Raw genomic sequence first — 25,166 nt, forward strand, 5'->3', positions numbered from 1 at the left:
GGATTACCTTCCTTTTATTTGAACGGCTAACTATTAATTATAAAAGGTATTTTATATAGTTAATTGGAAACTAAGAAATAATGAAAAGTATTCTCTTATTTTTTATTCTCAAAAACTCTATCTTCAGCGTTAAATTTAGGTGTTTGAATAGAAATAACTTTAATAGGATCAGAAGAAGTGACTTTCAAAGAATGGAATGTATTTTTAGGTATAACAAAAAAATCTCCTTTTTGAATATGGAAATTTTTTCCATCAATAGTCATCACTCCTTCCCCGTCAATAACAGAAATACTTTCAGTATGATTCACATGTTTATGGGAAGCTACAGATTGTTTAATCCAGATATAATAGTATGAAGCATATTCATTCTCAAAGAGAGTTTGAGAGTGTATATTCTCATATTCTATATCTTGACCAATAGTATTTAGGCTAATTTTATCCTGAGAGAATGCTACAGTTGAAACGATTAAAAACAGATAAAAAGAAAAGGTTTTCATAACTTATTTAATCAAATTATACTTCCTCATTTTCCGATTTTTCTTCATCTTTATCTTCATTGGCGCTAAATAAATCCCACTCTATTGTTTGAGAAGGTTTATCTTTTTCAGGGTTGAATTTTGTTCTTGACAGACTTTTTGGTTTAACAACTGGCTCCTCCACTTTTTCCCCTTGAATAGAAGTTTTAGATTTATCTTTAATATCGTTCGTTTGTTGACTTGCTATGTTAACCGGTTTTTCATTAACTTGTTCTGCTTCCTCTTTCTTTTCAGAGGATTCAAAATCATCAAGCGCATCTAATACTTCCTCAGTTTCATCTACTAAATCAGCTTTTCTTTCATCACTTGGCCATGGTTCATTTCCACCTATAGAATGATTTAGAATAATTTCTTTAGTTTTCAATTTCTCCAATTGATTTCCCATAGCTGCCATGCCTTTCACATCAATAAACTCATCTAATCTGACTAATTTATCAGGCAAGTTCTTAGTAGTTTTAAGTAATTTATTATAGATTATTTTTACTTCAGGTTGATAAGCAGTAGAGACAGTATTAAGTTCTGCATTTTCTTCGGGAATAAATAATACTCTACGATCAGTGGTTACTTCACATAGGAAACGCTTGGCGTAATGAATTTCTTTGTCAGTATCATAATACACGGCAGATATCGGATGTTCAGGCTCCCATTTTTCAATATGTATCATATCATCATCAAAGTGAGTGGTTAAATCAAAACCTGATAAACGATATTCCCCATTTTTATATAAGGTTAGAATTTTATCATTTCCCTTGAAAGAACCTAAGAAAATTCCACGATTATCATCATTTAATCTACCTACTACATCGTCATACCATATTTTTCGGGCAGCTAAGGTTGAGCCACCCACCTCTTTCTGAATAACTTTAGAGATAATCTCTTTCGTAACTAAGTTTCCAATAGAATCTCTTCCTTTGATAAGTTGATCTCCTAAATCTATGTCAAAACGAAGTCGTTTTAAGTGATTTCGTGGACGTAAATTTATGGTTACTACTTCTCGTTCTCCATTTGGATGTTCTGAGAAATATAGCATTTTTGAATTCTTTTGTTTAGAAATCAAATTATATTCTTTGTCTCGGGTGATAGAATCTACATAGAAACGTTTCATGTAGGATTTATTGGATTTTCCATCTGTATAAACCAAGTGATAAATGGTTCGTTTATCTCCTTTTTTCCATACAGCAGCATGTACGATGCCTTTACCAACAAATTTTTTGTCACTCACTTGAGTTACCATCATCTTACCTGTTTCAAAGAATACAATGACATCATCAATCTCTGAACAGTCTTGGATATACTCCCCTCCTCTTAATTTGTAGCCGATAAATCCTTCGTTGTAATCTACATAGAGTTTTTCATTTCGAATGATTACTTTTTTTGCATTGATATTATCAAATACACGTATCTCTGTTTTTCGTTCCTTCCCTTCTCCGAACCGTTTCTTTACATCCTTAAAGTATTCAACAGCATATTCAATAATATTCTCAATATTTCTATTTACCTCAACAAGTTCATCCTCTATTTTTTGAATTAATTCATCAGCCTTAAAAGCATCAAATTTAGAAATACGTTTAATTTTAATTTCGGTTAAACGGATAATATCGTCTCGGGTAACTTCTCTTTTTAAATGCTTAGTGAAAGGTTTCAATCCTTTATCAATAGCGGAAATAACTCCTTCCCATGTTTCCTCGTCCTCAATTAAGCTATAGACCTTGTTCTCAATAAAGATTTTTTCCAAAGAGCTAAAATGCCATTGTTCTTCAAGTTCATCTCTACGAATTTCGAGTTCTCTTTTAAGTAAATGTACAGTGTTGTCTGTATTAATCTTTAAAATTTCACTCACTCCTAAAAACCGTGGAGTTTCTTTGTCAATTACAGTAGAATTGGGAGATATAGACATTTCACAATCTGTAAAAGCATAAAGAGCATCAATGGTTTTGTCAGGAGAAACACCTGGAGCTAAGTGAATTAGAATTTCTACTTCAGCAGCCGTATTATCATCTACACGTTTTATTTTTATTTTGCCCTTATCATTTGCTTTTAAGATAGATTCTATCAACGAAGTTGTGGTAGTACCAAAAGGTATTTCCGTAATACTCAATGTCTTTTTATCTACCATATTGATTTTAGCACGGACACGTATTTTCCCTCCTCTTAATCCATCATTGTATCCGGTAAAATCAGCCATCCCCCCCGTTTGGAAATCAGGATAGAATTCCACTTTCTTACCACGTAAATGGTTGATTGAGTTATCAATAAGTTCATTAAAATTATGTGGTAATATTTTGCATGCCAAACCAACAGCAATACCTTCTGCTCCTTGTGCCAATAAGAGAGGGAACTTAACAGGAAGATTTTCAGGTTCTTTATTTCTTCCATCATAACTTGCTAGCCACTCAGTTGTTTTATTATTAAAAGCAATATGTAAAGCAAATTTTGATAACCTAGCTTCAATATAACGAGGAGCTGCAGCGCCATCCCCAGTAAGGATATTCCCCCAGTTCCCTTGCATATCTATCATTAGCTCCTTTTGCCCAATTTGTACCAAAGCATCACCAATAGAAGCATCTCCATGTGGGTGATATTTCATAGTGTTACCAATGATATTTGCTACCTTATTATAGCGACCATCTTCCATTTCTTTCATGGAATGAAGAATACGACGTTGAACAGGTTTTAATCCATCATATAGTGCAGGAACAGCACGCTCTAATATTACATAAGACGCATATTCCAAGAACCAGTTTTCATACAATCCAGATAGAGAGATAATATTATCATCTCCATCACTCAAAGGTTTTCCATTCTCAGGATTTTCTTGTTTTTGGTCTTCTTCTCCTCCTTGATCTTCCTGATCTTGCCCTTCTAATTCTTCTTCGTTTATATCCTCTGACATATGTTATGATGCTTTTTCTACGTTTTCTGCCTTTACCAATTCCTTCTCTAAATCTTCTTCTACTCTTAGATTGTCAATAATAAAGTCTTGTCTTTCCTGTGTATTTTTTCCCATGTAAAAAGATAAGATTGTGTCTATAGATGAATTCTTACTTAATAATACAGGTTCTAAGCGCATATCCTCCCCGATGAAATTTTTAAATTCATCCGGAGAAATCTCTCCTAAACCTTTAAAACGTGTGATTTCAGGATTCTTACCTAATTCATTAATAGCTGCAATTCGCTCTTCTTCTGAATAACAATATATTGTTTTTTGTTTATTTCTTACCCTAAATAAAGGAGTTTGAAGGATATATACATGATTTCTTTTTACTAAATCAGGGAAAAAGCTTAAGAAGAAAGTTAATAATAACATACGAATATGCATACCATCTACATCGGCATCGGTTGCTATTACAATCTTGTTATATCGTAAGTTATCCATCTCATCCTCAATATCTAAGGCAGCTTGAACTAAATTGAATTCTTCATTTTCATAGACCACTTTTTTTGTGAGTCCATAAGAATTTAGAGGTTTTCCTCGTAAACTAAACACCGCTTGAGTATTAACATTCCGAGATTTTGTGATAGAGCCAGATGCAGAATCCCCCTCTGTAATGAATAAGGTTGTTTCTTTTCTTAATTCATTATTTGTATCAGTAAGATGTACCCTACAATCTCTTAATTTTTTATTGTGAACACTTGCCTTTTTAGCTCTTTCTCTTGCTAATTTTCGAATACCCGATAAATCTTTACGTTCTTTTTCAGATTGTTTGATTTTACGTTCTAATATTTCAGCAACATCAGGATGTTTATGTAAATAATTATCCAAGCTTACTTTTAAGAAGTCGTTTACAAAGGTACGCATGGACTTTCCTCCAGGCTCTATTTCTAAAGAGCCTAATTTAGTTTTTGTTTGCGATTCGAATACGGGTTCAATAACTTTAACGGCAATAGCAGCAACAATAGACTGACGAATATCGGAAGGTTCGTAATTTTTATTATAAAAATCCTTAATGACTTTTGCAACAGATTCTCTAAAAGCACTATGATGTGTTCCTCCTTGTGTAGTATGTTGTCCATTTACAAAAGAGTAATAATCTTCTCCATATCCTTTACCATGTGTAAAGGCTACTTCAATATCCTCCCCTTCCAGATGAATGATAGGATATAATGGATCTCCATCCATATCATTCTCTAGTAAATCTTTTAAGCCATTTTCCGATTTAAATTTTTCGCCATTTAAATAGATAGAAAGCCCTCTATTCAAATAACAATAATTCCACATCATTTTTTCGATATATGGAATTTTAAAAGAGAATTTTTTAAATACTTGTTCATCTGGATAGAATTCTACATAAGTACCATCCTTTTCATCCGTCTTTTCTAGTTTTGCGTCTAGTGTTAATTCTCCTCGTTCAAACGTTGCTCTTTTCAATTCTCCATCACGCACAGAATACACCATAAAATGACTACTTAGTGCATTCACCGCTTTTGTTCCTACCCCATTCAATCCCACAGATTTTTTAAAGGCTTTGGAATCGTATTTACCTCCTGTATTGATCTTGGAAACAACATCCACCACTTTTCCTAAAGGTATTCCCCTTCCATAGTCACGAACAGAAACCATCCCATCTTTCACTTTAATGTCGATTCGCTTCCCATTTCCCATCACAAATTCATCGATACAGTTGTCGATAACTTCTTTCATCAGGATATAAATACCATCATCGGCAGCAGAACCATCCCCTAACTTCCCAATATACATCCCTGGACGCATACGAATATGCTCTTTCCAATCTAAGGAACGTATATTGTCTTCCGTATAACTGTTTTCTTGTGCCATTTTTTAAAATTCTGTTTGAAAATGCTTAGCTAACAAATATATAATCATTTTTTCGAATATTTCCAACATGTTAAATAAGGTTATCCACGATACATAGTTAATATTTGTTATGAATTTCAATCAATTACTATGCATACATATTAATTTTAATTATCTTCGCAACATGGAGAATACACAAATTAAAGCTCAACTAAGTGAATTACTAGGAATTCGCTACCCCATCATTATGGCCCCGATGTTTTTAGTTTCCAACACTAAAATGATTATTGCCGCTATTAATGCAGGAATTACAGGAGCAATTCCCGCTTTGAATTACAGAACTATTGAGGAGTTTAGAAAAGCCATTCGAGAAATTAAAGAGCAAGTAAACGGCCCTTTCGGAATCAACCTAATTGTCAACAAAAGTAATTTTTATTATAAAGATCAATTAGCTGCAGCTTGTGAGGAAAAAGTAGATTTTATCATTACTAGCTTAGGTTCTCCAGAAGAAACTATTAAAATGGCTCATCAACATGGAATCAAGGTCTTTTGTGATGTGACTGATTTGCGATTTGCTAAAAAAGTGGAAGCTTTAGGTGCTGATGCTATTATTGCAGTTAACAAAGAAGCGGGCGGACATGCTGGACCAACTCCCATGCATGATTTAGTGCCGGAATTGGTAGCAAATTGCTCTATACCTGTTATCTCTGCGGGTGGTGTTGGAAATGGTAAAGAAATGAAAGCTGCATTAAGTTTAGGTGCTGCAGGATGTTCCATTGGCTCTATTTTCATCGCAACCACCGAATCGGACGTGAATAATGATTATAAGCAGGCCTGTATTGACTATGGGAAAGATGATATTGTAATGACAACCAAACTTTCAGGAACTCCTTGTGCGGTAATTAATACTCCATACGTTCAAAAAATAGGAACAGAACAAAGTTGGTTAGAACGTATATTGAATAAAAATAAAAAACTAAAAAAATGGTTTAAAGCATTCACTTTTGCTAAAGGAATGAAGTCCTTACAAAAGGCTGCTTTTAGCGCTACCTATAAAACTGTTTGGTGTGCTGGTCCAACCATTGAAAATGTTAAGTCTATTCGCCCAATTCATGAGATAGTTGAACAATTAGTTAAGGAATATCATGAAGTCTAAAGATATCTCTTTGCATAAAATGCGTAAACTCTTGTGGTTAATGGGAGTTGTAAAAATTCCTCTAATTGCATTTGTTAGACCCAAATTGGTACATATAGATGAAAAAAAAGTCGTCGTTCGAATCAGGTTACGTAGAAGGACTAAGAATCATTTACAATCCATGTATTTTGGTGCTCTTGCTGTGGGAGCTGATGTTGCTGCAGGACTCCATGCTTTTTATTTTGCGGAACAATTAGGAGAGAAAATATCTTTTGCTTTTAAAGGTGTAAATGCAGAGTTTTTAAAACGTGCTACGAGTCATGTTACGTTTACTTCGGAAGAAGGTCTAGCTGTAAAAACCGTTTTTGAAGAGGCGCTTACCACTAGGGAACGTCAAGAGAAATGGGTTAAGGTTGAAGCTAAAAATGAAGAAAACGAAGTGGTTGCCATTTTTCAAATGCAGATATCGATAAAGGTGAAAGGTTAATTTTACAACTATACTCCGCACCTATCACTCATTGTCAAAAGAATAAACAACTCGCTACTTCACATACGTATCATAAATCCTTGTCAATTCCTTATTATCTTTGATTAGTTCATTTACGTACTCTAAGAATACAGTATTGGATGTTTTACCAATAAGATTATCAAACTGCTTTCTATCTTTGTTTAAGTTGTATAACTGCTCTTTAAAAACATTGTCGATGATATAACTCATTGAATCTTGATAGATACCTAACCCTTCATTGGACCAAATTCTAAATTCATTTGTACTTAAACAAACAATGGTTCTGTGATTATCAATTGGTTTGAAAAGAGACGTCCCATGCATCTCACTAGCTAATAGCTCATTGGATTGTGTTGAACCTAATAGATCCAAGAAGGTTGGCATTAAATCAAGATTTGTTACTCTTTTGTCTGTATTCGCTTTAATTGCTTTGAATTCTTCGGGATGGTCTGCTATCCATTTTTTAGGAAATTTTATAAACATCGGAATTTGCAAAGCTTCCAAATAAAAAGAGCCTAGTCTAGATAGACGCTCGGATGTATATTGACCATGATCTGCAGTGAAAATGTAAATAGTATTCTCTTCTTGCCCCAATTCTTTGAGAACATCATACATATTATTCATAGCCTTATCTACGATATAAAGCGATCTTCCATAATGATCAGTTATTTGAGAAGGAATCTTGACGTAATCAGAATTTCCTTGATATGGATAATGTAGAGCATTCGATCCCCACACCATAAAGAATCGTTTTCCGGTTAGTTTGTCTTTCATAACCTTGCGGGCATTGATGGATTGTGCAACATCATCTATCCCAAGATCATTTGCATATTCCAGTTCAGTATCTTCAGCTGAATAAACAAAGTCTAAATTTTTATTTTTATAAAATTCATAGAAGGAGAACCAGCCAAATTGTTGTGGTGTTATAAATCCGGTAGTATATCCATTTTCTTTTGCATAATCCCACATAAATGGCATGCGCATAAACTTATAATAATCTGCTTCAGGCTCTGTTCCGGTTAGCATAGTTGGCATACTCATATCCGTACATCCAGATATAGCCATTGCATCGTGGAATAAAACAAAATTTTCCTTTTCTTTATTGTACCAATTTTGTAAAAACGGCATAAAATTATTCTTATATCCAAAAATAGATATGGGCTCTAAACTCATAGACTCATGTACGATAAGTACAATGTTATACTCGTTATTTTCACCTGCATTTGCTCCTAGTCTATAGTATGATAAGCCGAGTATTTTACGATCTTCTAGAATTTGCCCTCGTTCATTTTTATATTTTTTATACGAAAACACATAACGAGAATCCATTGTAGTGAAATTTTCAATTCCTTTTTTTCCAAATTGATTTTGTGCCACTCCCCATGTGGTCATGAAAATAATAACAGCTATAAAATTATTTTTTCTGTATTTTTCTTTAAAAACTAATAGAAAAAAGAATATGGAAGAAACCAATAAATGCAGTGATAAATTCACTTTATTATTAAAATGAATTTTTATAACAGTAGTAAAATAATGAGGGTCAAAATCAGAAAACACCAATAAATTGCTATCAAGGAATGTTTTAAATTCAAAAAATGATTTTGTTCCTACCGTAAATAAGGCTGGTAAAAGAAATGCTATACATGCAACTAATATCCAAGCGATAAACTTTGGTAAAATCCCTATTATTCCACCAATTGCATTCCAGAAAGCTATGGATAATAGAACGCTTAATACAAATATTTTATATGAAAAATGGAGAATACCAGGCTGTATCCAATTTAACACAACGCTATACAGAGCAAATAAAAGTGCTAAGATTGTCCATCTATTCAATAAACCCTTTAGAAATACAGCAATATGATGAAAAACTTTCTCCTTCATGATTAATAACTTCCAAAATATCTTCGTAATACCCATTCTATAGTGAATACAGATACGATTAAGAGCAATAACCAGATATAATCAACTAATTTACTATAAGTGCTAGATTCAAAAGCAATAGGTACAATATCTTTACGTGTTTCGATATTGGAATATGTTTCACTATAGTTTTTTAACATAGAAAATTCTCCTCCTCCATTCTCTGCTATTTGTTTTAATAGCTGATGATTTGCTTTAGTATCTTGTTTTTCTATAGAAATATCGCTAATGGCAAAATTTCCTTCTTTTGAAAAAGGAATATTATTAAATTCAGTAGATGCTTTCCAAGAATATCTTCCTACAGGTAATTTACCTAAATTAAGCGTATATGTTTTTTCAAGAGGTATAAACTCGTATGAAAGGCTTTCCCCTTGCTCATTTTTTAATTCAAATTTGATTTTGGGATCCGTAATAGGTTCATAACTATCATTATAGAAAGAGGCTCCTACCACGAAATCTATATTTGTATTTGAAATAGATGGAATTTGAATACGTAATCTACTTGTATTTTCTTTTACAATTAGGTATTGGATAGTTTTTCGTATAATAGAATTGAAATTATCTTGTGATTGATTTTCTGAATAATCTAACATACCCCAATTCCATAACCCAACTCCGTAAGTCAACGCAAATTTAGTATTCTGATTTTTTCCAAAGAAAAACAAAGGATCTGGTTTAACTATAGTTCCCAATTTCTGATAAGCCAAAATAGAGGAATTTAACCCGTATTTAATCGAGCCAAAATTAGTTTTAAGTGGAGGTGTTTTATCTAAAAATTTTCGTTCTTCATTACTCAATTCAAAAAGATTAAATTGTTGATTAAAAGCTGCGCGCACATTGTCAGACCTATTACTAGTCTGAATGGTGGCTTGGATATGTAATTTTGTCAAATCATTGCTAGAGACCTGAGGAGGAATAATATACCATTTTGGTTTATTAAGGTTATTCAACTCTTCAAATTTCGTAATATCTTTACCTATACCTGGTCCATACCAAATAATTAGATCAAATTCCTTTAATGATTTAGGAAAGTCATCTAAGGTGCAAGCTGTTACAGAAAGATTCTTTTCAGAATCCAATGCGCGCCTAATGGCACCAGCATCAGGATTTAAGCCTTCTGATACGATTAATATTTTACTCTGGTCGTCTAACACTTCTACATAAAAAGATTGTGTATTATTTCTTGTATTATATTCATTTGGGAGATTACTTATTTTCACAGTGTATTCATGTATCCCAATGCTTTTGGCATCTAAGTAAAACATTGTTTTTAGCATGCTGTACTCATCATTCTGGTGTACAAGATGCTTTGTTTCTAGTAATTTACCATTTTGAAACAACTGAATATCAAAGCTTTTTTGAGGAGTTTTATTTCCTTCAATAGTGACTTCTACAGGAAAGCTATTCCCTAAAAAAGCTATTTCATTTACTAAGATAGATTTAATAAGATGGTCAACTTTCTGAATAGTATCTCCTACAGACAGAGTGTATATAGGGGTATTTCTGAATTTTTCTGTACTTATGACAGGTGAAATACCTTGGTTAAAGTTTCCATCTGAAACTAATACAATGGCTCCAATATTTCTTCCATAATAGTTTTCATAAATTTTTTCTAGCATGGAACTTAAATCTGTATTTTTACTCTTAAAAGCAAGAGAATCAGTGTTTTTTAATAAATCATTTAAAGTAAAAATTAAATGTGTGTATTTAGACTCATCATCTGTTTGTAGGCTTTGAAGAAGTGATTTAGACAAGTCTTTCACTTCATTGCTATCCGAATAATTTAGCATAGATTCTGAATCATCTATAATAGTAATGATATATGGATGAGCTACTTCACTGGTTCTCCCTTTTAAAAGTATTCCAAACAAGAGTAAACCAATTAAAAATAACCCAATACCTCTCAAAAAAATCAGACTATATCTTTGAAATTTTGATAAGTCTTTTACCCATCCTTTTTTTTGATAAAAGTATATTGATATAGCGATTGTTAAAATAATCCATAAAAATAGAAACCACAAAGGAATATCGCTATAAAAACTTTTCATGGAGGGTGTTTCTAATGCTAAATAAATTCTTTCTCTACACCATTTAGATAATCTTCCAAATATTTAAAGTGAGGTGTTAATTCCCCTTCTTTCGTCGTTTCAGTGCCTCTAAAAATGATTTGATCTGGATCGTCACCAAAAAGAGCAGGGAATACGAATTGAATCAGGTTACTACCAAAGTCTTCAGACGCATCTCTTGATAATTCACATGGTAAATTATCAACTGCCATTACAGCAATAGCGTTGCTATCCATGAAATCAACTTCAGTTCCCGTACTTGGATCATATCCATAAATAGGATTTTCTATAGTGCTCGCGCGGATAGTTGTCGCAATAGGTCCATTTACGTCACATGAAATATCGGCAACTACGCTTAAGCGATTATTTTTTTGGTTTAAATCCTCTTTTGTAAAGAAATAAGGAGATCCTGATTTCCAAAAATGTCCCGCGATAAACATATCTGATTTACTCAAATAACGGGGAAAGGTTGATATATGTCCTGACCCATCGCTATAGAAAGCATCTAGATCCAATTCCTGTCCATCATTTTTTGCAACATAATCACTAATATTCAGATGTGTATATACTGGTTCATCGAATTCTTCTGTCAAATATTCTTCGGGAGTAACCTCCGTAATAGGTAGAATATTTAAAATCTCTTGAATGCCATGACCTACTCTACCAAAGCCAGTAACTACAATTTTTGTATTCTTTGGTAGTAAAACTTTTGATAGTTCTTGCTCTAATTCTTCTTTATTGAAGCATAAATTTGCTGGCTTCAGTTTATAAAGATTATGTTTTAAACCGTATGTTAAAAACGCATTGTAGCATCCAACAATTCCAGCAAATCTCCCAAATCCAATAATTCTATGATCATGTTTGTTCTTAAGTACTTCATAGTCTGTTAGTTGTATTTTGTTCTTTACAACAGCTTGAAGTAATTTTCTATTATAAGGTTGTTTCTTTAAGGTGTGTGAGAAGAAAAAGAAGTGTTTATTTGGGATTAAATCTTCAATATTTACCTCCTTCACTCCCATTATAATATCGCAATCTTGGAGGTTATCCACAACGGGAATTCCTAATTGCGTATATTCTTCATCTTTGAAAATTCGAATAGGGCTCTTTTGCACAAACACTTGCACGTGTGGATATTGTTCCATAAGTAAAGTGCATTGATTTGGACTTAGTGGAACGCGTTTATCTGGTGGTGTTTTTCCTTCTCTGATAATACCTAATTTCATATTAAAATCTTAGTTTTCTACAAAAATAACAGAAATATCTAAATTGCTGACAGCATTTTGTGAAAGAACCTTAAAATGAAATATGGAAGTGATTTTATTCAAAAGAAGGTTCCCCACCTGATTCTCCTGTACTCGGGATTTGTTTCTTCTCTTTCATTGTAATATTTCTAAACTTATAAGAAACTGTTAAATACAATCTTCTAGACGTCCATTCGAAAGTGGTTGTTTGAGTAATATTACCTGCATACATTTCACTATAAAAATGTTGCATATTGAAAATGTCAGTTACCTTCACTCCTATTTCCAAATGTTTATCAAGTAAACTCTTAGTTATACCTGCATCTATTCCAGGTTGCCATACGGCCTTACCTTGAATTCCGTATTTAGGTGCCACATATTGCGCATTAATTTGAATTTTAGTAGTGTTATTAAATAATGAGAACGTTGTATTTAGTTTCACACCCCAACTGATACCTTTATTACTCAATACAACACCATCCACGTTAGCTGACAGTCTCGATTCATAGGCATTAAAAGAAAACATATTTTTCCACCATGTAAAAGGAGAATACGAACCAACTAATTCTAGCCCATAATCATAACTTTGGTTGATATTAGAGAAAGTCATAGCGCTTACACCATTGTCGTAAAACTTACGAATTCGTTGAATTTTATTTTCTGTTTGCCTAAAGTAAAAAGTAGTCATCACGCTAAAATTCGTAAAATTTTTCTCATACCCTACTTCAAAAGAATTAATATATTCAGGCATCAGTCCCGGATTCCCTATCCGTAAGTTAAGCGGGTCATCGTAGGTGGGAAATGGACTAATAGACCACCCATCTGGGCGATTTATCCTTCTTGCATAACTCAATGTGAATTTTCCAATTTTATCAGTTCCGAATAATAAGTGGATAGAGGGAAAATAGCTAAAATAATTACGATTAAATTTCTGATTAGTTTTTATCAATTTTGGCTGAGAAAAAGCTTGTTCTAAGCGTAATCCAGCTTTATAAGAGAAATAGTTGGTAACTGTGTGACTAAAAGAGCCATATGCAGAGAAAATATTTTCATCATACAACAACTTGTTATCGGCATTTAAATCAGGCATTTCTTGTTGGGTAACTGTATCAAAATAGATATATGAATTACTATCATTCATTCTATAAATGATAGCTTGGATACCGGTTTCATAAGATATCTTATCGTTAACCTGGCGTTCTAAATCCGTCTTAAAGGTAAAACGATTACTATTTCCTTTTTTACCTTGTCTTTGGTATCCGCTTAAATATGGGTTGATGAATTCATTTGAATGAAAGAAATATTCTTCATAGTCTCCTGTTGATTTGGAATCACCTAAAGATTCCATAGCTGAAATATATAGGTTTCCTTTTTTATCTTTAAAATCCAGCTTATAATCTGCATTAATATCAATGGATATACGGTTTCTTGGTTCATAAGTGTCTCGTTTCCAAAATTGAGTCAGTGTATCATTAAGATATAAGTAATTGTTTTGTAAACCACCTCTATTTCTATCTGTATAATTACCACTTGCCGAGATTCCAAGTACTTGATTAGAGTCCAAATAGAAATCTATACCAATTTTCCCTACATGTCCACGTTCTAAATCACTCCCGATTCTTCGTTGTTTAAGATATTCAGTAGTATCGTTGTATAGAGAAGTTCGATCTGTAAAATTATTCCTGTGTCCTTCTCTATAGCGCATAGAATAGCTGGTGTAAAAATTAAGTTTCTCATTTCTATAATTAAAGTTTATACTTCCATTATAGAGATTCTCACTAGCAATGTTAGCTTGCACATCAAAATTGAAACCACGTAGTTTCTTCTTTTTTAGAATGATATTGATGATACCTGCTGTTCCATCTGGGTTGTATTTTGAAGAAGGGTTTGTTACCACTTCAATACGCTCAATAGCACTTGCGGGAATACCATTTAAAGCGCCATCTCCACTAGAAAGAACACTCTCTCTGCCATCTATTAAAATCGTAACACTTCCATTTCCTCGCAAGGAAATATTTCCATCACTGTCAACTTCAATGGAAGGAATATTATTCAATACATCCGTCACACTACCACCGGCGGAAGTCATGTCTTCTTCTACATTATATGTTCTTTTATCAATACTATTTTCAATGGCTGCCGAAGATTTTCCTTGAATTTCTACTTCTTCTAGTTCTTGACTTTTCATGTTATCCAAGGTGATTTTCCCTAGAGCTAAGATAGGTTGGGCTGCTTTTACTGTAATATTTGGTAAGAGTTGATTTACAAAACCATAAGCAGTAATAATTCCATAATACTTACCCGGCACAATATTTTCTATAAAGATATTTCCTTTATCATCGGAATATCCGCCAGAAACAACGGAAGAATCTTGAGTAGAAAACAATCTAAAATTAGCATACTCTACAGGAAGATTTTTAGAATCTCTTACCATCATGGATATCTTTGTCTGTGAATAAGACAGGCCAAGATTCAAAACCATAATTAAAACAAGGGTAAGGAATTTCATTTTTCTAATATTAGCCTGCAAAAATAACAATTCCATTGAGATCTACTTGTGTTTTTTTTATGTAATCGTGAGTGTGAAATATTAATTTTCATTGTGTGAAGCTAAAAAATCTTTTTTTATTTAAATTTACAGCAATAAATCAACATATTTGAAGAAAAGGAAAATTCTATATTGGATAATTCAGCTCACGTCTTGGGGGGTGTTTTGTTTTATTTTGGCTATCGCAAATATTGTAAATGAAAAAGAAAATGTGGAAGCCATAAGCAAAATCATTAACAAGATTTTCTTTTTATACATCTTTTTGATCACGATTTCTCATACTATGCGCATGGTCTTGATTAAACGTGGCTGGTTAGATTTAAAAATTATTCAATTAGTTCCAAGAGCTATCGGATTAGTCATCATCGCCTCTTTATTTTTATTAGCCCTCAATGAATTCGTTAATTTTTTCATATTTAATGAAGTCATTTCCTATCTGGAGTTTTTTGTCAATATTTGGATGTACTCTCTTTTATTGCTTGTATGGCTTGCTATATATTTAACGAACCATTTGTTAGATAGATCACGTATTCAGGAGATGAATAATTTGATTCTTCAAACTAGTCAAACTAAAACAGAATTAAAAGTGTTGAGAGACCAATTAAATCCTCATTTTCTATTCAATTCATTAAATAGCATCAGAGCGCTGATAGAGACTGACCCCTATCATGCTAAGTCAGCGATTACTAACTTATCTAACTTACTCAGGAGTTCATTAGCTTTAGGGAAAAAGACTTTAGTAAATTTGGATGAAGAAATATATTTGATAACAGAATATTTAAAATTGGAGAAAATAAGATATGAGGAGCGACTTCATTATGAGATTAATAATAATGTACATGAACCCGTCATAATCCCTCCTTTTTTACTTCAAGGAATGATAGAAAATGCTATTAAACATGGAATTTCTAGGTTAGTAAATGGTGGAAATATTGAAATAAATATTAATTTTAAAGACGATAAATTATTTCTTGAAGTAATTAACAGTGGAAAATTCTCTCAAGAAAAAGAAATAGATAAACCTGAGAGTAGAGTTGGTGTAGAGAATACAAGACGTAGATTAGATTTATTATATGGGGAAAATGCTCAATTTAATATTCAAAATATCGAAGGTGACTTGGTTAAAACCACTATTTGGATAAAAAAGAGTCAATTAAATCGAGAGAAAGATTAAAATAGTATATATGAAAGCTATTATTATAGATGATGAAAGATTAGCAAGACAAGAGTTGAGATTGCTATTAAAGGATTTCAGTTCATCCATTGAGGTGATTGGGGAAGCAAGTAATGGTGAAGAAGGGATTGCCATGATTCAAAAACACCAACCTGATTTGATATTCTTGGATATTCAGATGCCAGATATGAATGGTTTTAATATGCTAAGCAAATTAGAGGAAATTCCAAAAGTTATCTTTGTTTCAGCATACGATGAATACGCATTAGATGCTTTTAGAGTAAATGCACTCGATTATTTATTAAAACCAGTAGATCCTTCTCAATTAAAGAATGCTATCGATAAGATTAGTAACGATACAGAGTCTGACTTCTATTCACCTGTCAAAAATGAAAGAGAAAATAGGTTATTGACAAATGAAGATAGAATCTTTATTAAGGATGGAGAGAAGTACTTTTTCCCCTATTTGAATGAAATAAAATATTTTGAAAGTCAAGGGAATTATGTAAAAGTGTACTTTAAGGAAAATAAGCCTATGGTACTTAGAAGTCTCAATGCTATTGAAGATAAATTATCCAGTGAGAACTTTTTCCGAGCAAATAGAAAATATTTGGTAAATATAAGTGCCATTAAGAATGTAGAGAATTGGTTTAATGGAGGATTAAAAGCTATATTAGAGGATGATACAGAGGTTGAAATATCAAGAAGACAAGCTAGACGATTTAAAGATATTATGTCTTTATAATTTTTTTATTATTTAAATAAATTATAAATTTGTCTTTTTATTTTATTGTTTGTATTAAAAGTATATTTAATGACTAATATTTTTGTAGCCAACCTAGATTTCGGAATTACTTCAGAAGATTTAAAAGCAACCTTTTCTCAATTTGGAATTGTAGAATATGCTCATGTTGTTTATGATAATAAGACTAAGAAATCAAAAGGCTATGGATATGTGGAAATGCCTGAAGAAAGTGATGCAAATAATGCAGTAGCAGCATTACATGGTATAGAAGTAAATGGAAGAATATTAGATATTAAAATTGCTACTCCAAAAGATCAGCGTGTAAAATCTCCAAAGCCTTCTAAATCTGACAAACCAAAATTCAATAAATTCAACAAAGAAGATGGTTTTAAGTCCAAAAGACCTTTCAACAGTGAATCTTCTTACAATAAAGATTATTCCTCATTCAATAAAGAAAAGAAAGAAGACACTGTTAAAGTAAAAGAGAATCGAGTGATGCGCCCTAGAAGAAAAAGAATGGGGGAATAATTAATAAACAATCTTATTGCATTTCTTACCTGGGAAATAACTCGGGATGTAGCGTTTTATAATGCTCTAACTTTCCTTGGATATACATGATTAAATCATAGTCCGTAGCTGTTTTTAGGAAATGCTCATCCATATTTAAGAAGTAAATAAAATTATCAAAGTTTTCTTCATCCAAATATACGACATCATAAGATACGTAGGCTCTTAGAAGTTCCTTAACAATAGCATTCATATTGTCCTGATGTTCCATAGAGGCAACAGCTTGTTTTGACCGAGCTGTTTTGCTAAATCGTTCATACAAGGCTGTGATTGGACTTTGTAAAACATTAATTCCTGTTACGGTTCTTGTTTCTTGCATACTAAGCGCCTGTCTTTCTTCTTTAATTTCAGATAGTGATTTAATGGGGTGTATATCTACAGCTTCAAAAACTTGAATATTTGGTCCCAAATATATGATAGTATCTAGTTTACAATGATTCTCAGGTGCTACTGCTATGATATATTTCTTGTTGTATCCTTTTACTGAGAATGCTATTTTATCTCCAGGGCGAACGTAAACAGCAAATGTGCCGTCAGGATGACCAAAAACACCTTGCTTGGTTGTCATATTGATTACCATTAAATTATAGAAACTCTGAACAGCATTTGTATCAATAACTTTCCCTTTTAGGTATATTTCTTCACATTGGGAATAGAGCGCCTTAGGAATTAAGAAGATGAATAAAATATATGGTAATACTTTCAACATATAAACAAAGATATTATTTTAAGCATAAATTAAGCCATAAATAGATATACTGTTAACATAATTTATCTATTAGCAGGTGATAGATTACAGCCAAAGAATTTTCACAAAGGGCGGGAAGCTAATTGTCATATTATATTAGATATCTATTTAATATACATTTGTAACCAAATACGAATTACTCAATATACAATTGTAAACAATATTCTTTTTGGAAGAACAAATTAAAACCCGTAATTTTGTAACGAATTTGAGAAATATGAAAAAGGTTGTAGTTGGTTTATCAGGTGGAGTTGATTCCAGTGTGGCCGCGTATCTACTGAAAGAACAGGGATATGAGGTTGTTGGTTTATTCATGAAAAACTGGCATGATGAATCGGTAACTCTTTCTGATGAATGTCCATGGATAGATGACTCAAATGACGCCCTACTCGTAGCTAATAAACTCGGTATACCATTCCAAGTGATAGATTTAAGCAAGGAATACAAAGAACGTATCGTAGATTATATGTTTCAAGAATACGCTTCTGGTAGAACTCCTAATCCTGATGTACTTTGCAACCGTGAGATTAAATTCGATATTTTCCTCAAACGTGCACTTGAATTAGGGGCGGATTACGTGGCTACTGGCCACTATTGCAGGAGAAGAGAGAATCCAGATGGAAGTTACAGCTTATTAGCCGGACTCGACAAGAGTAAAGATCAATCTTATTTCTTATGCCAAATCAACCAGCAGCAATTAAGCAAAGCCTTATTCCCAATTGGAGATTTACAAAAGAGCGAAGTTCGTAGAATTGCCCACGAACAAGCATTAGTTACAGCTGATAAAAAGGATTCCCAAGGCTTATGTTTTGTCGGAAAAATCAGTTTACCTGTATTTCTACAACAACAATTGAAGAGCAAAAAAGGAAAAGTAATTGAAATACCAGAGGACTTTCAATCTTTAAAAGATTATCACGCTATTCCAGCTGATTTTGAACATATCGAAGAACTTGTTAAGCCTTTTGAATTCCATGAAAATGATGGAATACCCGTAGCTGAACACCAAGGAGCACATTTTTACACAATAGGTCAAAGAAAAGGATTACAAATAGGTGGTCGTCCCCAACCTTCTTTTGTTCTTCAAATAGACGTGGATAACAACTTGGTTTACAGTGGACAAACTGATTCTCATTTTGGTTTAAATAGAATGGCATTAAAGATTGATAATAAGACACTTATATATGTAAATAATTTAAACATGTTTAAACCTGACGTAGTTAGCAATGTATTAGTGCGAATTCGTTACCGTCAATCTTTACAAAGTGCCCGCGTCCTTGTAAAAGAAGAGTTTACATACGTTTTATTTGATCAATTACAACGTGGGATTACTCCAGGTCAGTTCTGTGCTTTCTATAGCGATACTGACGAGTTATTAGGCTCTGGAGTTATTGAGCAGTAGAAGTATCCGTACTTACTGGCTGAGTTTCAACGTATGAGTTATCATCATAATAAACTACAATACGAGTGATTCTTTTAGGCCTTACAGGGCTTATAATTGTTTTTTGAGGCATTACCTCTCTCGTTTGTTTAACCTCTGTTTCCACCCTTTCTATTTGCTTTTCGCCTGTGATCAGCCAAACAGGGTCAACTTCAGGAAATTTTCGAAGAATCTTTTCAATGAAATCAATGCTAGGCTTGTTTCTTCCTGTTAATACATGAGAAACGCTAGAGCGTTGAATCTCTATATAATCTGCAAATGAACTATTGGTGTGCCCAGCTTTACGCATTATCATTTTTAATCTATCTGCTATTGCCATACTTTTGATTTATATACAAATGTAATATAATATTATTACAAAAGTAAATTATTATGTTTTAAAATAGTTACAAAAGTAAACTAATTAATATACATTTGTATTCAATGGAAAATTGAAAGTTATTATTATCAATCATCTTATTATGAGCTATTAGCAGTTACATTCCTACTAATAGCTATCGGTATTCAACTCTCCGCTCTCCACTTTCAATTCTCAACTATCCTAGGCTGACTCCTACTCTATTATGCTTCCCCTTAAAATTTGGGGCAAAAAAATCGGGATTGAGTTTTTCAATCCCGATTTAGAACAACTAAAACTATGGTTTAAAAATTAATTCATGATGAAACCACATGAATGCAACCTTTCTTGATTGATTTTGTATTTTGGATATTTACGAACAACATCCATAATTTCTGCTACTTCATCGATAGTGATTTTCTTCTCTCCTTTCTTTATATCACTTAAATCATCAACGATTTCCTTTCTATTTAAAGCTATTACAAAGCGATTTTTCAAACTTCTATTAATCATTATTAAATATTTGGTGAGGTTTTGTACGCAACTTTTTTAGTTAGGTTACAAATGTAGATTAATTATGATCTTATTTTCTCTTGAAATGTGTTGTATTTCTTTTTACGAGTACGCTTTTGTGTCTTACCAGATATGAAATAGATCATAGATGCTATAGCTATTATCATTCTACCAATCACTTTCTTTATTCTTCGTTTTATTTTTGGCTTATATGCCTTGATTCTTTCACGTACGCTTTGTTTGTCTTCGTTATTTGGAAGATTAAAGAAACGTAAGGCTCTAGCAAAAAGAACCTCTTTCAGCCCTACCCTTTTAATATTGGAATAAGATAAATCTTGGAAGCTGTGAATAAATTCTTTAAGTAAAGCACTTAATAATACATACAACTTATAACTTAATTTAATTAAGTGAGTTTGTATCTCTTTTACATCATCTACTATATCCTGGTAGCCGATTTCCTTTTCTATCATTGCATTCATAATTTGTTGTTTTATGCAATATTACGTTGTATTTAAGTAACCATTTTTAAAATTAAGCAGTATAACATTGTTAAGTAGAATAATTTAACTTAATTAAGTAGGTTAAGTTAAAATTAAGTATATTTGAAAATATTAAGCTGAAATTAAGTGCGATTTGCAGGTACATATCACCCTATTGTTTATCTTACTGAGAGATTAAAAACTTATTTACAAGGTGTTACTCAGGTAGATGCTCTTTGGGTTGATTACAATAACAACCTCTATACATTAAATGATAAAGCTCCCCTCAATGAGGAATTAAAAGTAAGCGCACAGAGAATCCGAAATTCTGCAGATGTTTCTTGCTGGTCAGATACGATGGATATCTTTCAAAAAGATTTGCCATCTAAAAAACAACTTACTTTAGATAGTGAAGATGAATTAAGAGTACTCAAATTCTACTTCACCTCTCCGATTGATGGTAAAAAAGATATTTTATTGTTCTCCTTCCCTGATAATCTTTTCTTGCGTAATATAAATACGACATTTAAAGGGATAACTACAGACGAAAAGATGATTTTAGAAAAGATTCTTTATGCTGTACTGCATGCAGATTATCAAAAGGCTATTGAGGAACGACAATTTCTAGCACAATATCAAACCATTCAGGAGAAGTCACAGAATAAGCTAAAGAAACTATCAGAAGAAATTCAAGAAACTCAACGTTTATACAGCAATGCAATACAAAGCATTATACATGATTTCAAAAGACAGTTGGAAGATGAATTGAGTTGTGAGATAGAGTTCCCAGATGAAACCATTTATAAATTGGCTCGAGAACGACTCGCTATTGAAGAGATTCAGGATACTGTTAGAAACGCTGTATTTTTAGCATATAATTTTAATACTTCTTCTATAACTTTAAAAATCACTGAAGACCTTATAGTTATTCAAGCCAAAAATACCACAACTTCACATAAGCAGAAAGATACAAATGCTCACGAAGGAAATAAAGTAATACAATTATTAGACAGATATGAAGAAGCAGCAAATAGAGTGCTTACTGGAGGAAATGCTGTAAACGCTAGACTTTTAGCAGCTAAATTAGACCCTCCTATCACTCCACCTGCTATTACTGATGCTATTAAAAAGAATAGACATAAAATCTCCTATTTATTCAAACAGTATCCAGAGCGATGGAATATTATTCGAAAATCCATTCGTCCACTTACACATATTGATACAGAAAACGATTTAGGAAAGCAATTTGCCTCCTAATCTATTCTATTTCGTTACAATCAGTTTAATACTCTTAGCTGTTCCTCCATCGTGTAGCATTACAGAATAAAACCCTGAAGAGAGTCCATGGATTTCAATGGGTACATTTTGCTCGCCTTGTAAAGCATGATCAGCAAACACTTCTTTCACCAATGTTCCACTTACATCATAGATACGCAACGTATATCTTCCTCCTTTTGCATTGAATTTAAGATTTGTATATTCACTTGCAGGATTTGGGTATAATGCTAGACCATCTTTGTTTTTAGTCATCTTATCAACACTCAAATTACAGCTATTCAATAAATCTAAGAACTGAATCTGGTGCTCAAACAAAGGAGTAATATCTTCTTCGGGAACCATAAACCAATCCTTTAAGATAGAAGCGTACACATCTCTGAAATCAATTTGCATAGGAACACCTGCCTGGTTGACAATTTGATCTGAAATTTGAGGATTAGAACCAATAACAGAAGCACTAATACATTCACCAAATAAGAACATTGGCGCAGCATCTCCATGATCACAACCATGAGAAGCGTTAGAAGCTATCTGTCTTCCAAACTCAGAGAAGGTAAATCCAGCTACACGGTGTTGAAGTCCCAATAAATTAATATCATCTTGGAAAGCAGCTAAAGCTGAAGATATTGTACCGATTAAATTGGCATGCAATCCAGTAGTAACATCACCTTCCTCAACTTGACCACTATGCGTATCAAAACCATCTAGATTAATGATATATACCTTGGTTTGTAATCCACCCGAAATCATTTGTGCTACATATTGCAATTGTTTTGCAACCATATTATTTGGATCGTACAAAGAGGACAAAGTGCTACCAGCATTTGCTGCATTCTTAATACGAAGTCCATACGCATTGGTCTGCTCTATCAAGTTGTATAAATACGTCATATGAGAGCCAAAATATGTTCCATCATCTACAATAGTATCATTCGGAAGTGTCGTAGCATCAAAAGGATCTGCAATCGCTTGAGAGAAATTTGCCATCAATCCTTGACATGTTTCTGAAACATTATATCCCATACTTATGGCAAAAGGATCTGGATATTGTGCATTGGGGTAATCATCAGGATAATTTGGATAGTAATCATCAAAATGACGTCCTAACCATCCACGAGATTGGTATGGATCTTTAGCTCCTCTTGTCCAAATATCCATCGAGCGAAAATGCGAACGATTTTGTTCAGGATATCCTACATTCTGAATAATCCCTAATTGACCATCTTCAAACATATTTCGCATACCAGACATACTAGGATGTAGTGATAAATTAGATTGACTCAAGCTTAACACTTGATTTTGCGGAATTAGAATATTTTGTCTTTGGATGACCAAGTTATCATATTGATCCAAAGGGATGACCGTATTCAAACCGTCATTTCCACCATTCATTCGGATAATAATCAGCACCCTATCCTCAGCGCTCTTGTCAAAATTGAAAAGCTTCTTTTGAATAGCTTGGTATTTAAACTTATCTAATACTATTGGCATACTGGCAGTAGCCAAAGTTATGTTTTTTACAAATTTTCTTCTTTTCATAAGTTTAAATTAAAAAGTTTGAAATTCAGGGTAAGTCGCAATACGAAGGATAAATTGTTCCATTTTTTGCTTGATCGGTTGTGATAAACTTGGATCGCTTGGAGAGGCATTATATGCATTGTATTGGTATGCCCAAACAGAATCTGCTTGACCACCTGTTAAAATATATTTTAATGTGAATTTCTGTGTTAAATTTAGAGGTTTTGGAACCAAAAGAGAGATAATATCATCTACCACGGTATTTACATCTGAAGGATTGGATAAGGAATCTAGTAAGCCTAAAGCGTTCACCTTAAATGAATTACCATTCACTTCAATTCCATTCATCATAGTAAAGAAATAAGAAATTTGCATTCTTGTTTTGATGTGTGTGGAATTCACCCATAATTTAGTAAAGCTCGGTGCTTGATAGTATGCTGTCCAACCGGAAACAGATGGGGGTTGACCATAAGATTGACCTAAATTATCTCCCACGCCATATAAGTATAAATACATTTCATACGTTGTTTCCAAATCAAAATTGATTACCGAATTTGTGCTATTAATCATGGAAAATATCATTTCCATAGGACTCTTAATACAAGATCCTATTAAATTAACATCATAGAAATGCTGAGATTTCAATAAAGCTTCCATAACAGGCAAAATTTCATAATTATTATTAATCATAATTGTAGCCATAGCTGGAATAATATTTTGCTCAACTTGATCTGTTAATTCATAATTTACAAAATAGCGGTATAATTTACGAGATATAAAACGAGCCACTTCATCTTGTTGGAAAACTATATCTATATAATCAGAATATTCATTGGCTCCATTAGGTGAAACTGTTTCATTGTTCAAACGATAGGATAATTGTTTTACAGTTCCATCGTGTAAGATTGGCATAAAATAAGACGTTACGCTAGATTCTGTGGAACTTTGTATGCCTTTAATAGTATAACCAGTAAAAATTTTTGCCCCAGCTGCCACGTCTTGTTCTGTATAATTCGAATAGTCACCAGGTCCTGTTTGTAAGCCCTTCCCTATTGAAAATAACTCCAAAAACTCACGAGCATAATTCTCATTAGGTGAATATACATTGTTCGTTGCTCCATTCTGAAACTCCAACATACTAGGATTAATGGTTATCTCCTTTATGAAGTCTTTAAAATTACCTAGTGCATATTGATGCACCAATAAATGATAATCTAAGGTAGAACGTTGATCTGCAGCTATTGGGCAGGCAAAGTGATTATGCCAGAACAAGCTCATTTTTTCAGTGATACTTGTATCTTGATTGTTTAAGCTTTTCATTGCCCAGGCAGCTAATGATTTTAAACGAGCTGTGTTAGTTGCTTGAATACCTGCCACATCACCAGGATATACTGAATTATTCCACGGTTGACCAAAAGGAGCAATTCCTTCATCTGCATCATAAGTCAGGGGTAAATCCATAACTTTAGGTGTTAATAAAGTAGTTACTGTGGCATCCAATCCGTTTGTAACAGCATCCTGCAACTGTTGAAAAGTAGGACCAAATAAAGTTCTCCTCAATAAATGTGCTGCTTGTTGCTTTGTCCAAGTTCCTGTATAAGGATCCAGACTATGATTGGTTGGGGGATTAATAACTGATGCTGGCATAGTTTATAG

At 32.9% G+C, this 25,166-nt stretch carries 20 protein-coding genes; 7 read left to right on the forward strand and 13 right to left on the reverse strand.

The window, feature by feature from the left end:
- Positions 1-95: 95 nt before the first annotated feature.
- The 3 genes from M9897_08230 to M9897_08240 are packed head-to-tail and all read right to left on the reverse strand — an operon-like array spanning position 96 to position 5,313.
- On the reverse strand, positions 96-497 hold the full coding sequence (locus tag M9897_08230; protein ID MCO5268867.1) for a cupin domain-containing protein: 402 nt from the start codon (positions 495-497) through the stop codon (positions 96-98).
- 16 nt (positions 498-513) lie between these two features.
- On the reverse strand, positions 514-3,429 hold the full coding sequence (locus M9897_08235; GenBank protein MCO5268868.1) for a DNA gyrase/topoisomerase IV subunit A: 2,916 nt from the start codon (positions 3,427-3,429) through the stop codon (positions 514-516).
- A 3-nt stretch (positions 3,430-3,432) separates the two neighbouring features.
- A complete protein-coding gene (locus tag M9897_08240) occupies positions 3,433-5,313 on the reverse strand; it encodes a type IIA DNA topoisomerase subunit B (protein MCO5268869.1) in 1,881 nt (626 codons plus the stop codon).
- Between the two features lie 163 nt (positions 5,314-5,476).
- Here M9897_08240 and M9897_08245 point away from each other — a divergent pair, with 163 nt between their 5' ends.
- Positions 5,477-6,448, forward strand: a complete 972-nt coding sequence (locus M9897_08245) for a nitronate monooxygenase (protein MCO5268870.1) — start codon at positions 5,477-5,479, stop codon at positions 6,446-6,448.
- Positions 6,438-6,914 (forward strand): DUF4442 domain-containing protein, encoded by a 477-nt coding sequence (locus tag M9897_08250; protein ID MCO5268871.1) that lies wholly within the window; start codon positions 6,438-6,440, stop codon positions 6,912-6,914. Before M9897_08245 ends, M9897_08250 begins: the two co-directional genes overlap by 11 nt.
- 54 nt (positions 6,915-6,968) lie before the next feature.
- Here the strand turns inward: M9897_08250 and M9897_08255 are convergent, their stop codons facing one another.
- The 4 genes from M9897_08255 to M9897_08270 form a co-directional block, all read right to left on the reverse strand.
- Entirely contained in the window at positions 6,969-8,819 is a 1,851-nt protein-coding gene (locus tag M9897_08255) for an LTA synthase family protein (protein ID MCO5268872.1), read from the reverse strand.
- Between the two features lie 2 nt (positions 8,820-8,821).
- The gene (locus M9897_08260) at positions 8,822-10,906 is read right to left on the reverse strand and encodes a VWA domain-containing protein (protein MCO5268873.1); all 2,085 of its coding nucleotides are present in this window, start codon (positions 10,904-10,906) and stop codon (positions 8,822-8,824) included.
- A gap of 17 nt (positions 10,907-10,923) precedes the next feature.
- Positions 10,924-12,147 (reverse strand): NAD(P)-dependent oxidoreductase, encoded by a 1,224-nt coding sequence (locus M9897_08265; protein ID MCO5268874.1) that lies wholly within the window; start codon positions 12,145-12,147, stop codon positions 10,924-10,926.
- 94 nt (positions 12,148-12,241) lie between these two features.
- A complete protein-coding gene (locus tag M9897_08270) occupies positions 12,242-14,674 on the reverse strand; it encodes a TonB-dependent receptor (protein MCO5268875.1) in 2,433 nt (810 codons plus the stop codon).
- 148 nt (positions 14,675-14,822) lie between these two features.
- On the opposite strand from M9897_08270, the gene M9897_08275 reads away from it, so the two are divergent.
- From M9897_08275 to M9897_08285, 3 genes are all read left to right on the forward strand, one after another.
- Positions 14,823-15,887 carry a histidine kinase gene (locus M9897_08275; GenBank protein MCO5268876.1) on the forward strand — a complete coding sequence of 355 codons (1,065 nt, stop codon included), beginning with the start codon at positions 14,823-14,825 and terminating at the stop codon, positions 15,885-15,887.
- Positions 15,888-15,897: 10 nt separating this feature from the next.
- On the forward strand, positions 15,898-16,632 hold the full coding sequence (locus tag M9897_08280; GenBank protein MCO5268877.1) for a LytTR family DNA-binding domain-containing protein: 735 nt from the start codon (positions 15,898-15,900) through the stop codon (positions 16,630-16,632).
- Between the two features lie 69 nt (positions 16,633-16,701).
- Complete coding sequence (locus M9897_08285; protein ID MCO5268878.1) at positions 16,702-17,160, forward strand: RNA-binding protein; 459 nt, start codon at positions 16,702-16,704, stop codon at positions 17,158-17,160.
- Positions 17,161-17,185: 25 nt separating this feature from the next.
- Here the strand turns inward: M9897_08285 and M9897_08290 are convergent, their stop codons facing one another.
- Positions 17,186-17,908: a hypothetical protein gene (locus tag M9897_08290; protein ID MCO5268879.1), complete on the reverse strand. Its 723-nt coding sequence runs from the start codon at positions 17,906-17,908 to the stop codon at positions 17,186-17,188.
- Positions 17,909-18,164: 256 nt separating this feature from the next.
- Between M9897_08290 and mnmA the strand changes: the two genes are divergently transcribed.
- Complete coding sequence (gene mnmA, locus M9897_08295) at positions 18,165-19,346, forward strand: tRNA 2-thiouridine(34) synthase MnmA (protein MCO5268880.1); 1,182 nt, start codon at positions 18,165-18,167, stop codon at positions 19,344-19,346.
- On the opposite strand, the gene M9897_08300 is transcribed toward mnmA, so the two are convergent.
- From M9897_08300 to M9897_08310, 3 genes are all read right to left on the reverse strand, one after another.
- Positions 19,333-19,704: a helix-turn-helix domain-containing protein gene (locus M9897_08300; protein MCO5268881.1), complete on the reverse strand. Its 372-nt coding sequence runs from the start codon at positions 19,702-19,704 to the stop codon at positions 19,333-19,335. The genes mnmA and M9897_08300 overlap by 14 nt on opposite strands.
- A 330-nt stretch (positions 19,705-20,034) precedes the next feature.
- Positions 20,035-20,235 carry a hypothetical protein gene (locus tag M9897_08305; GenBank protein MCO5268882.1) on the reverse strand — a complete coding sequence of 67 codons (201 nt, stop codon included), beginning with the start codon at positions 20,233-20,235 and terminating at the stop codon, positions 20,035-20,037.
- 62 nt (positions 20,236-20,297) lie between these two features.
- Positions 20,298-20,714, reverse strand: coding sequence for a hypothetical protein (locus M9897_08310; protein ID MCO5268883.1), 417 nt, complete (start codon positions 20,712-20,714; stop codon positions 20,298-20,300).
- A 147-nt stretch (positions 20,715-20,861) separates the two neighbouring features.
- Here M9897_08310 and M9897_08315 point away from each other — a divergent pair, with 147 nt between their 5' ends.
- A complete protein-coding gene (locus M9897_08315) occupies positions 20,862-21,971 on the forward strand; it encodes a hypothetical protein (protein MCO5268884.1) in 1,110 nt (369 codons plus the stop codon).
- A gap of 6 nt (positions 21,972-21,977) precedes the next feature.
- Here M9897_08315 and M9897_08320 read toward each other — a convergent pair whose 3' ends face one another.
- The gene (locus M9897_08320) at positions 21,978-23,531 is read right to left on the reverse strand and encodes a DUF1501 domain-containing protein (GenBank protein MCO5268885.1); all 1,554 of its coding nucleotides are present in this window, start codon (positions 23,529-23,531) and stop codon (positions 21,978-21,980) included.
- A gap of 9 nt (positions 23,532-23,540) precedes the next feature.
- Entirely contained in the window at positions 23,541-25,157 is a 1,617-nt protein-coding gene (locus M9897_08325) for a DUF1800 domain-containing protein (GenBank protein MCO5268886.1), read from the reverse strand.
- Between the last annotated feature and the right edge of the window lie 9 nt (positions 25,158-25,166).

It is taken from the genome of Brumimicrobium sp. (genome assembly GCA_023957385.1).
GTDB lineage: Bacteria > Bacteroidota > Bacteroidia > Flavobacteriales_D > Crocinitomicaceae > Brumimicrobium.

Excerpts from the sequence above, each read along its gene's own strand:
- M9897_08245 (MCO5268870.1), top strand. The coding sequence starts at position 5,477 with ATGGAGAATACACAAATTAAAGCTCAACTAAGTGAATTACTAGGAATT.
- M9897_08280 (MCO5268877.1), top strand. The coding sequence starts at position 15,898 with ATGAAAGCTATTATTATAGATGATGAAAGATTAGCAAGACAAGAGTTG.
- M9897_08290 (MCO5268879.1), bottom strand. The coding sequence starts at position 17,908 with ATGTTGAAAGTATTACCATATATTTTATTCATCTTCTTAATTCCTAAG.
- M9897_08325 (MCO5268886.1), bottom strand. The coding sequence starts at position 25,157 with ATGCCAGCATCAGTTATTAATCCCCCAACCAATCATAGTCTGGATCCT.
- M9897_08240 (MCO5268869.1), bottom strand. The coding sequence starts at position 5,313 with ATGGCACAAGAAAACAGTTATACGGAAGACAATATACGTTCCTTAGAT.
- M9897_08260 (MCO5268873.1), bottom strand. The coding sequence starts at position 10,906 with ATGAAAAGTTTTTATAGCGATATTCCTTTGTGGTTTCTATTTTTATGG.
- M9897_08285 (MCO5268878.1), top strand. The coding sequence starts at position 16,702 with ATGACTAATATTTTTGTAGCCAACCTAGATTTCGGAATTACTTCAGAA.
- M9897_08270 (MCO5268875.1), bottom strand. The coding sequence starts at position 14,674 with ATGAAATTCCTTACCCTTGTTTTAATTATGGTTTTGAATCTTGGCCTG.
- M9897_08300 (MCO5268881.1), bottom strand. The coding sequence starts at position 19,704 with ATGGCAATAGCAGATAGATTAAAAATGATAATGCGTAAAGCTGGGCAC.
- M9897_08255 (MCO5268872.1), bottom strand. The coding sequence starts at position 8,819 with ATGAAGGAGAAAGTTTTTCATCATATTGCTGTATTTCTAAAGGGTTTA.
- M9897_08305 (MCO5268882.1), bottom strand. The coding sequence starts at position 20,235 with ATGATTAATAGAAGTTTGAAAAATCGCTTTGTAATAGCTTTAAATAGA.
- M9897_08250 (MCO5268871.1), top strand. The coding sequence starts at position 6,438 with ATGAAGTCTAAAGATATCTCTTTGCATAAAATGCGTAAACTCTTGTGG.
- M9897_08235 (MCO5268868.1), bottom strand. The coding sequence starts at position 3,429 with ATGTCAGAGGATATAAACGAAGAAGAATTAGAAGGGCAAGATCAGGAA.
- M9897_08320 (MCO5268885.1), bottom strand. The coding sequence starts at position 23,531 with ATGAAAAGAAGAAAATTTGTAAAAAACATAACTTTGGCTACTGCCAGT.
- mnmA (MCO5268880.1), top strand. The coding sequence starts at position 18,165 with ATGAAAAAGGTTGTAGTTGGTTTATCAGGTGGAGTTGATTCCAGTGTG.
- M9897_08265 (MCO5268874.1), bottom strand. The coding sequence starts at position 12,147 with ATGAAATTAGGTATTATCAGAGAAGGAAAAACACCACCAGATAAACGC.
- M9897_08230 (MCO5268867.1), bottom strand. The coding sequence starts at position 497 with ATGAAAACCTTTTCTTTTTATCTGTTTTTAATCGTTTCAACTGTAGCA.
- M9897_08310 (MCO5268883.1), bottom strand. The coding sequence starts at position 20,714 with ATGAATGCAATGATAGAAAAGGAAATCGGCTACCAGGATATAGTAGAT.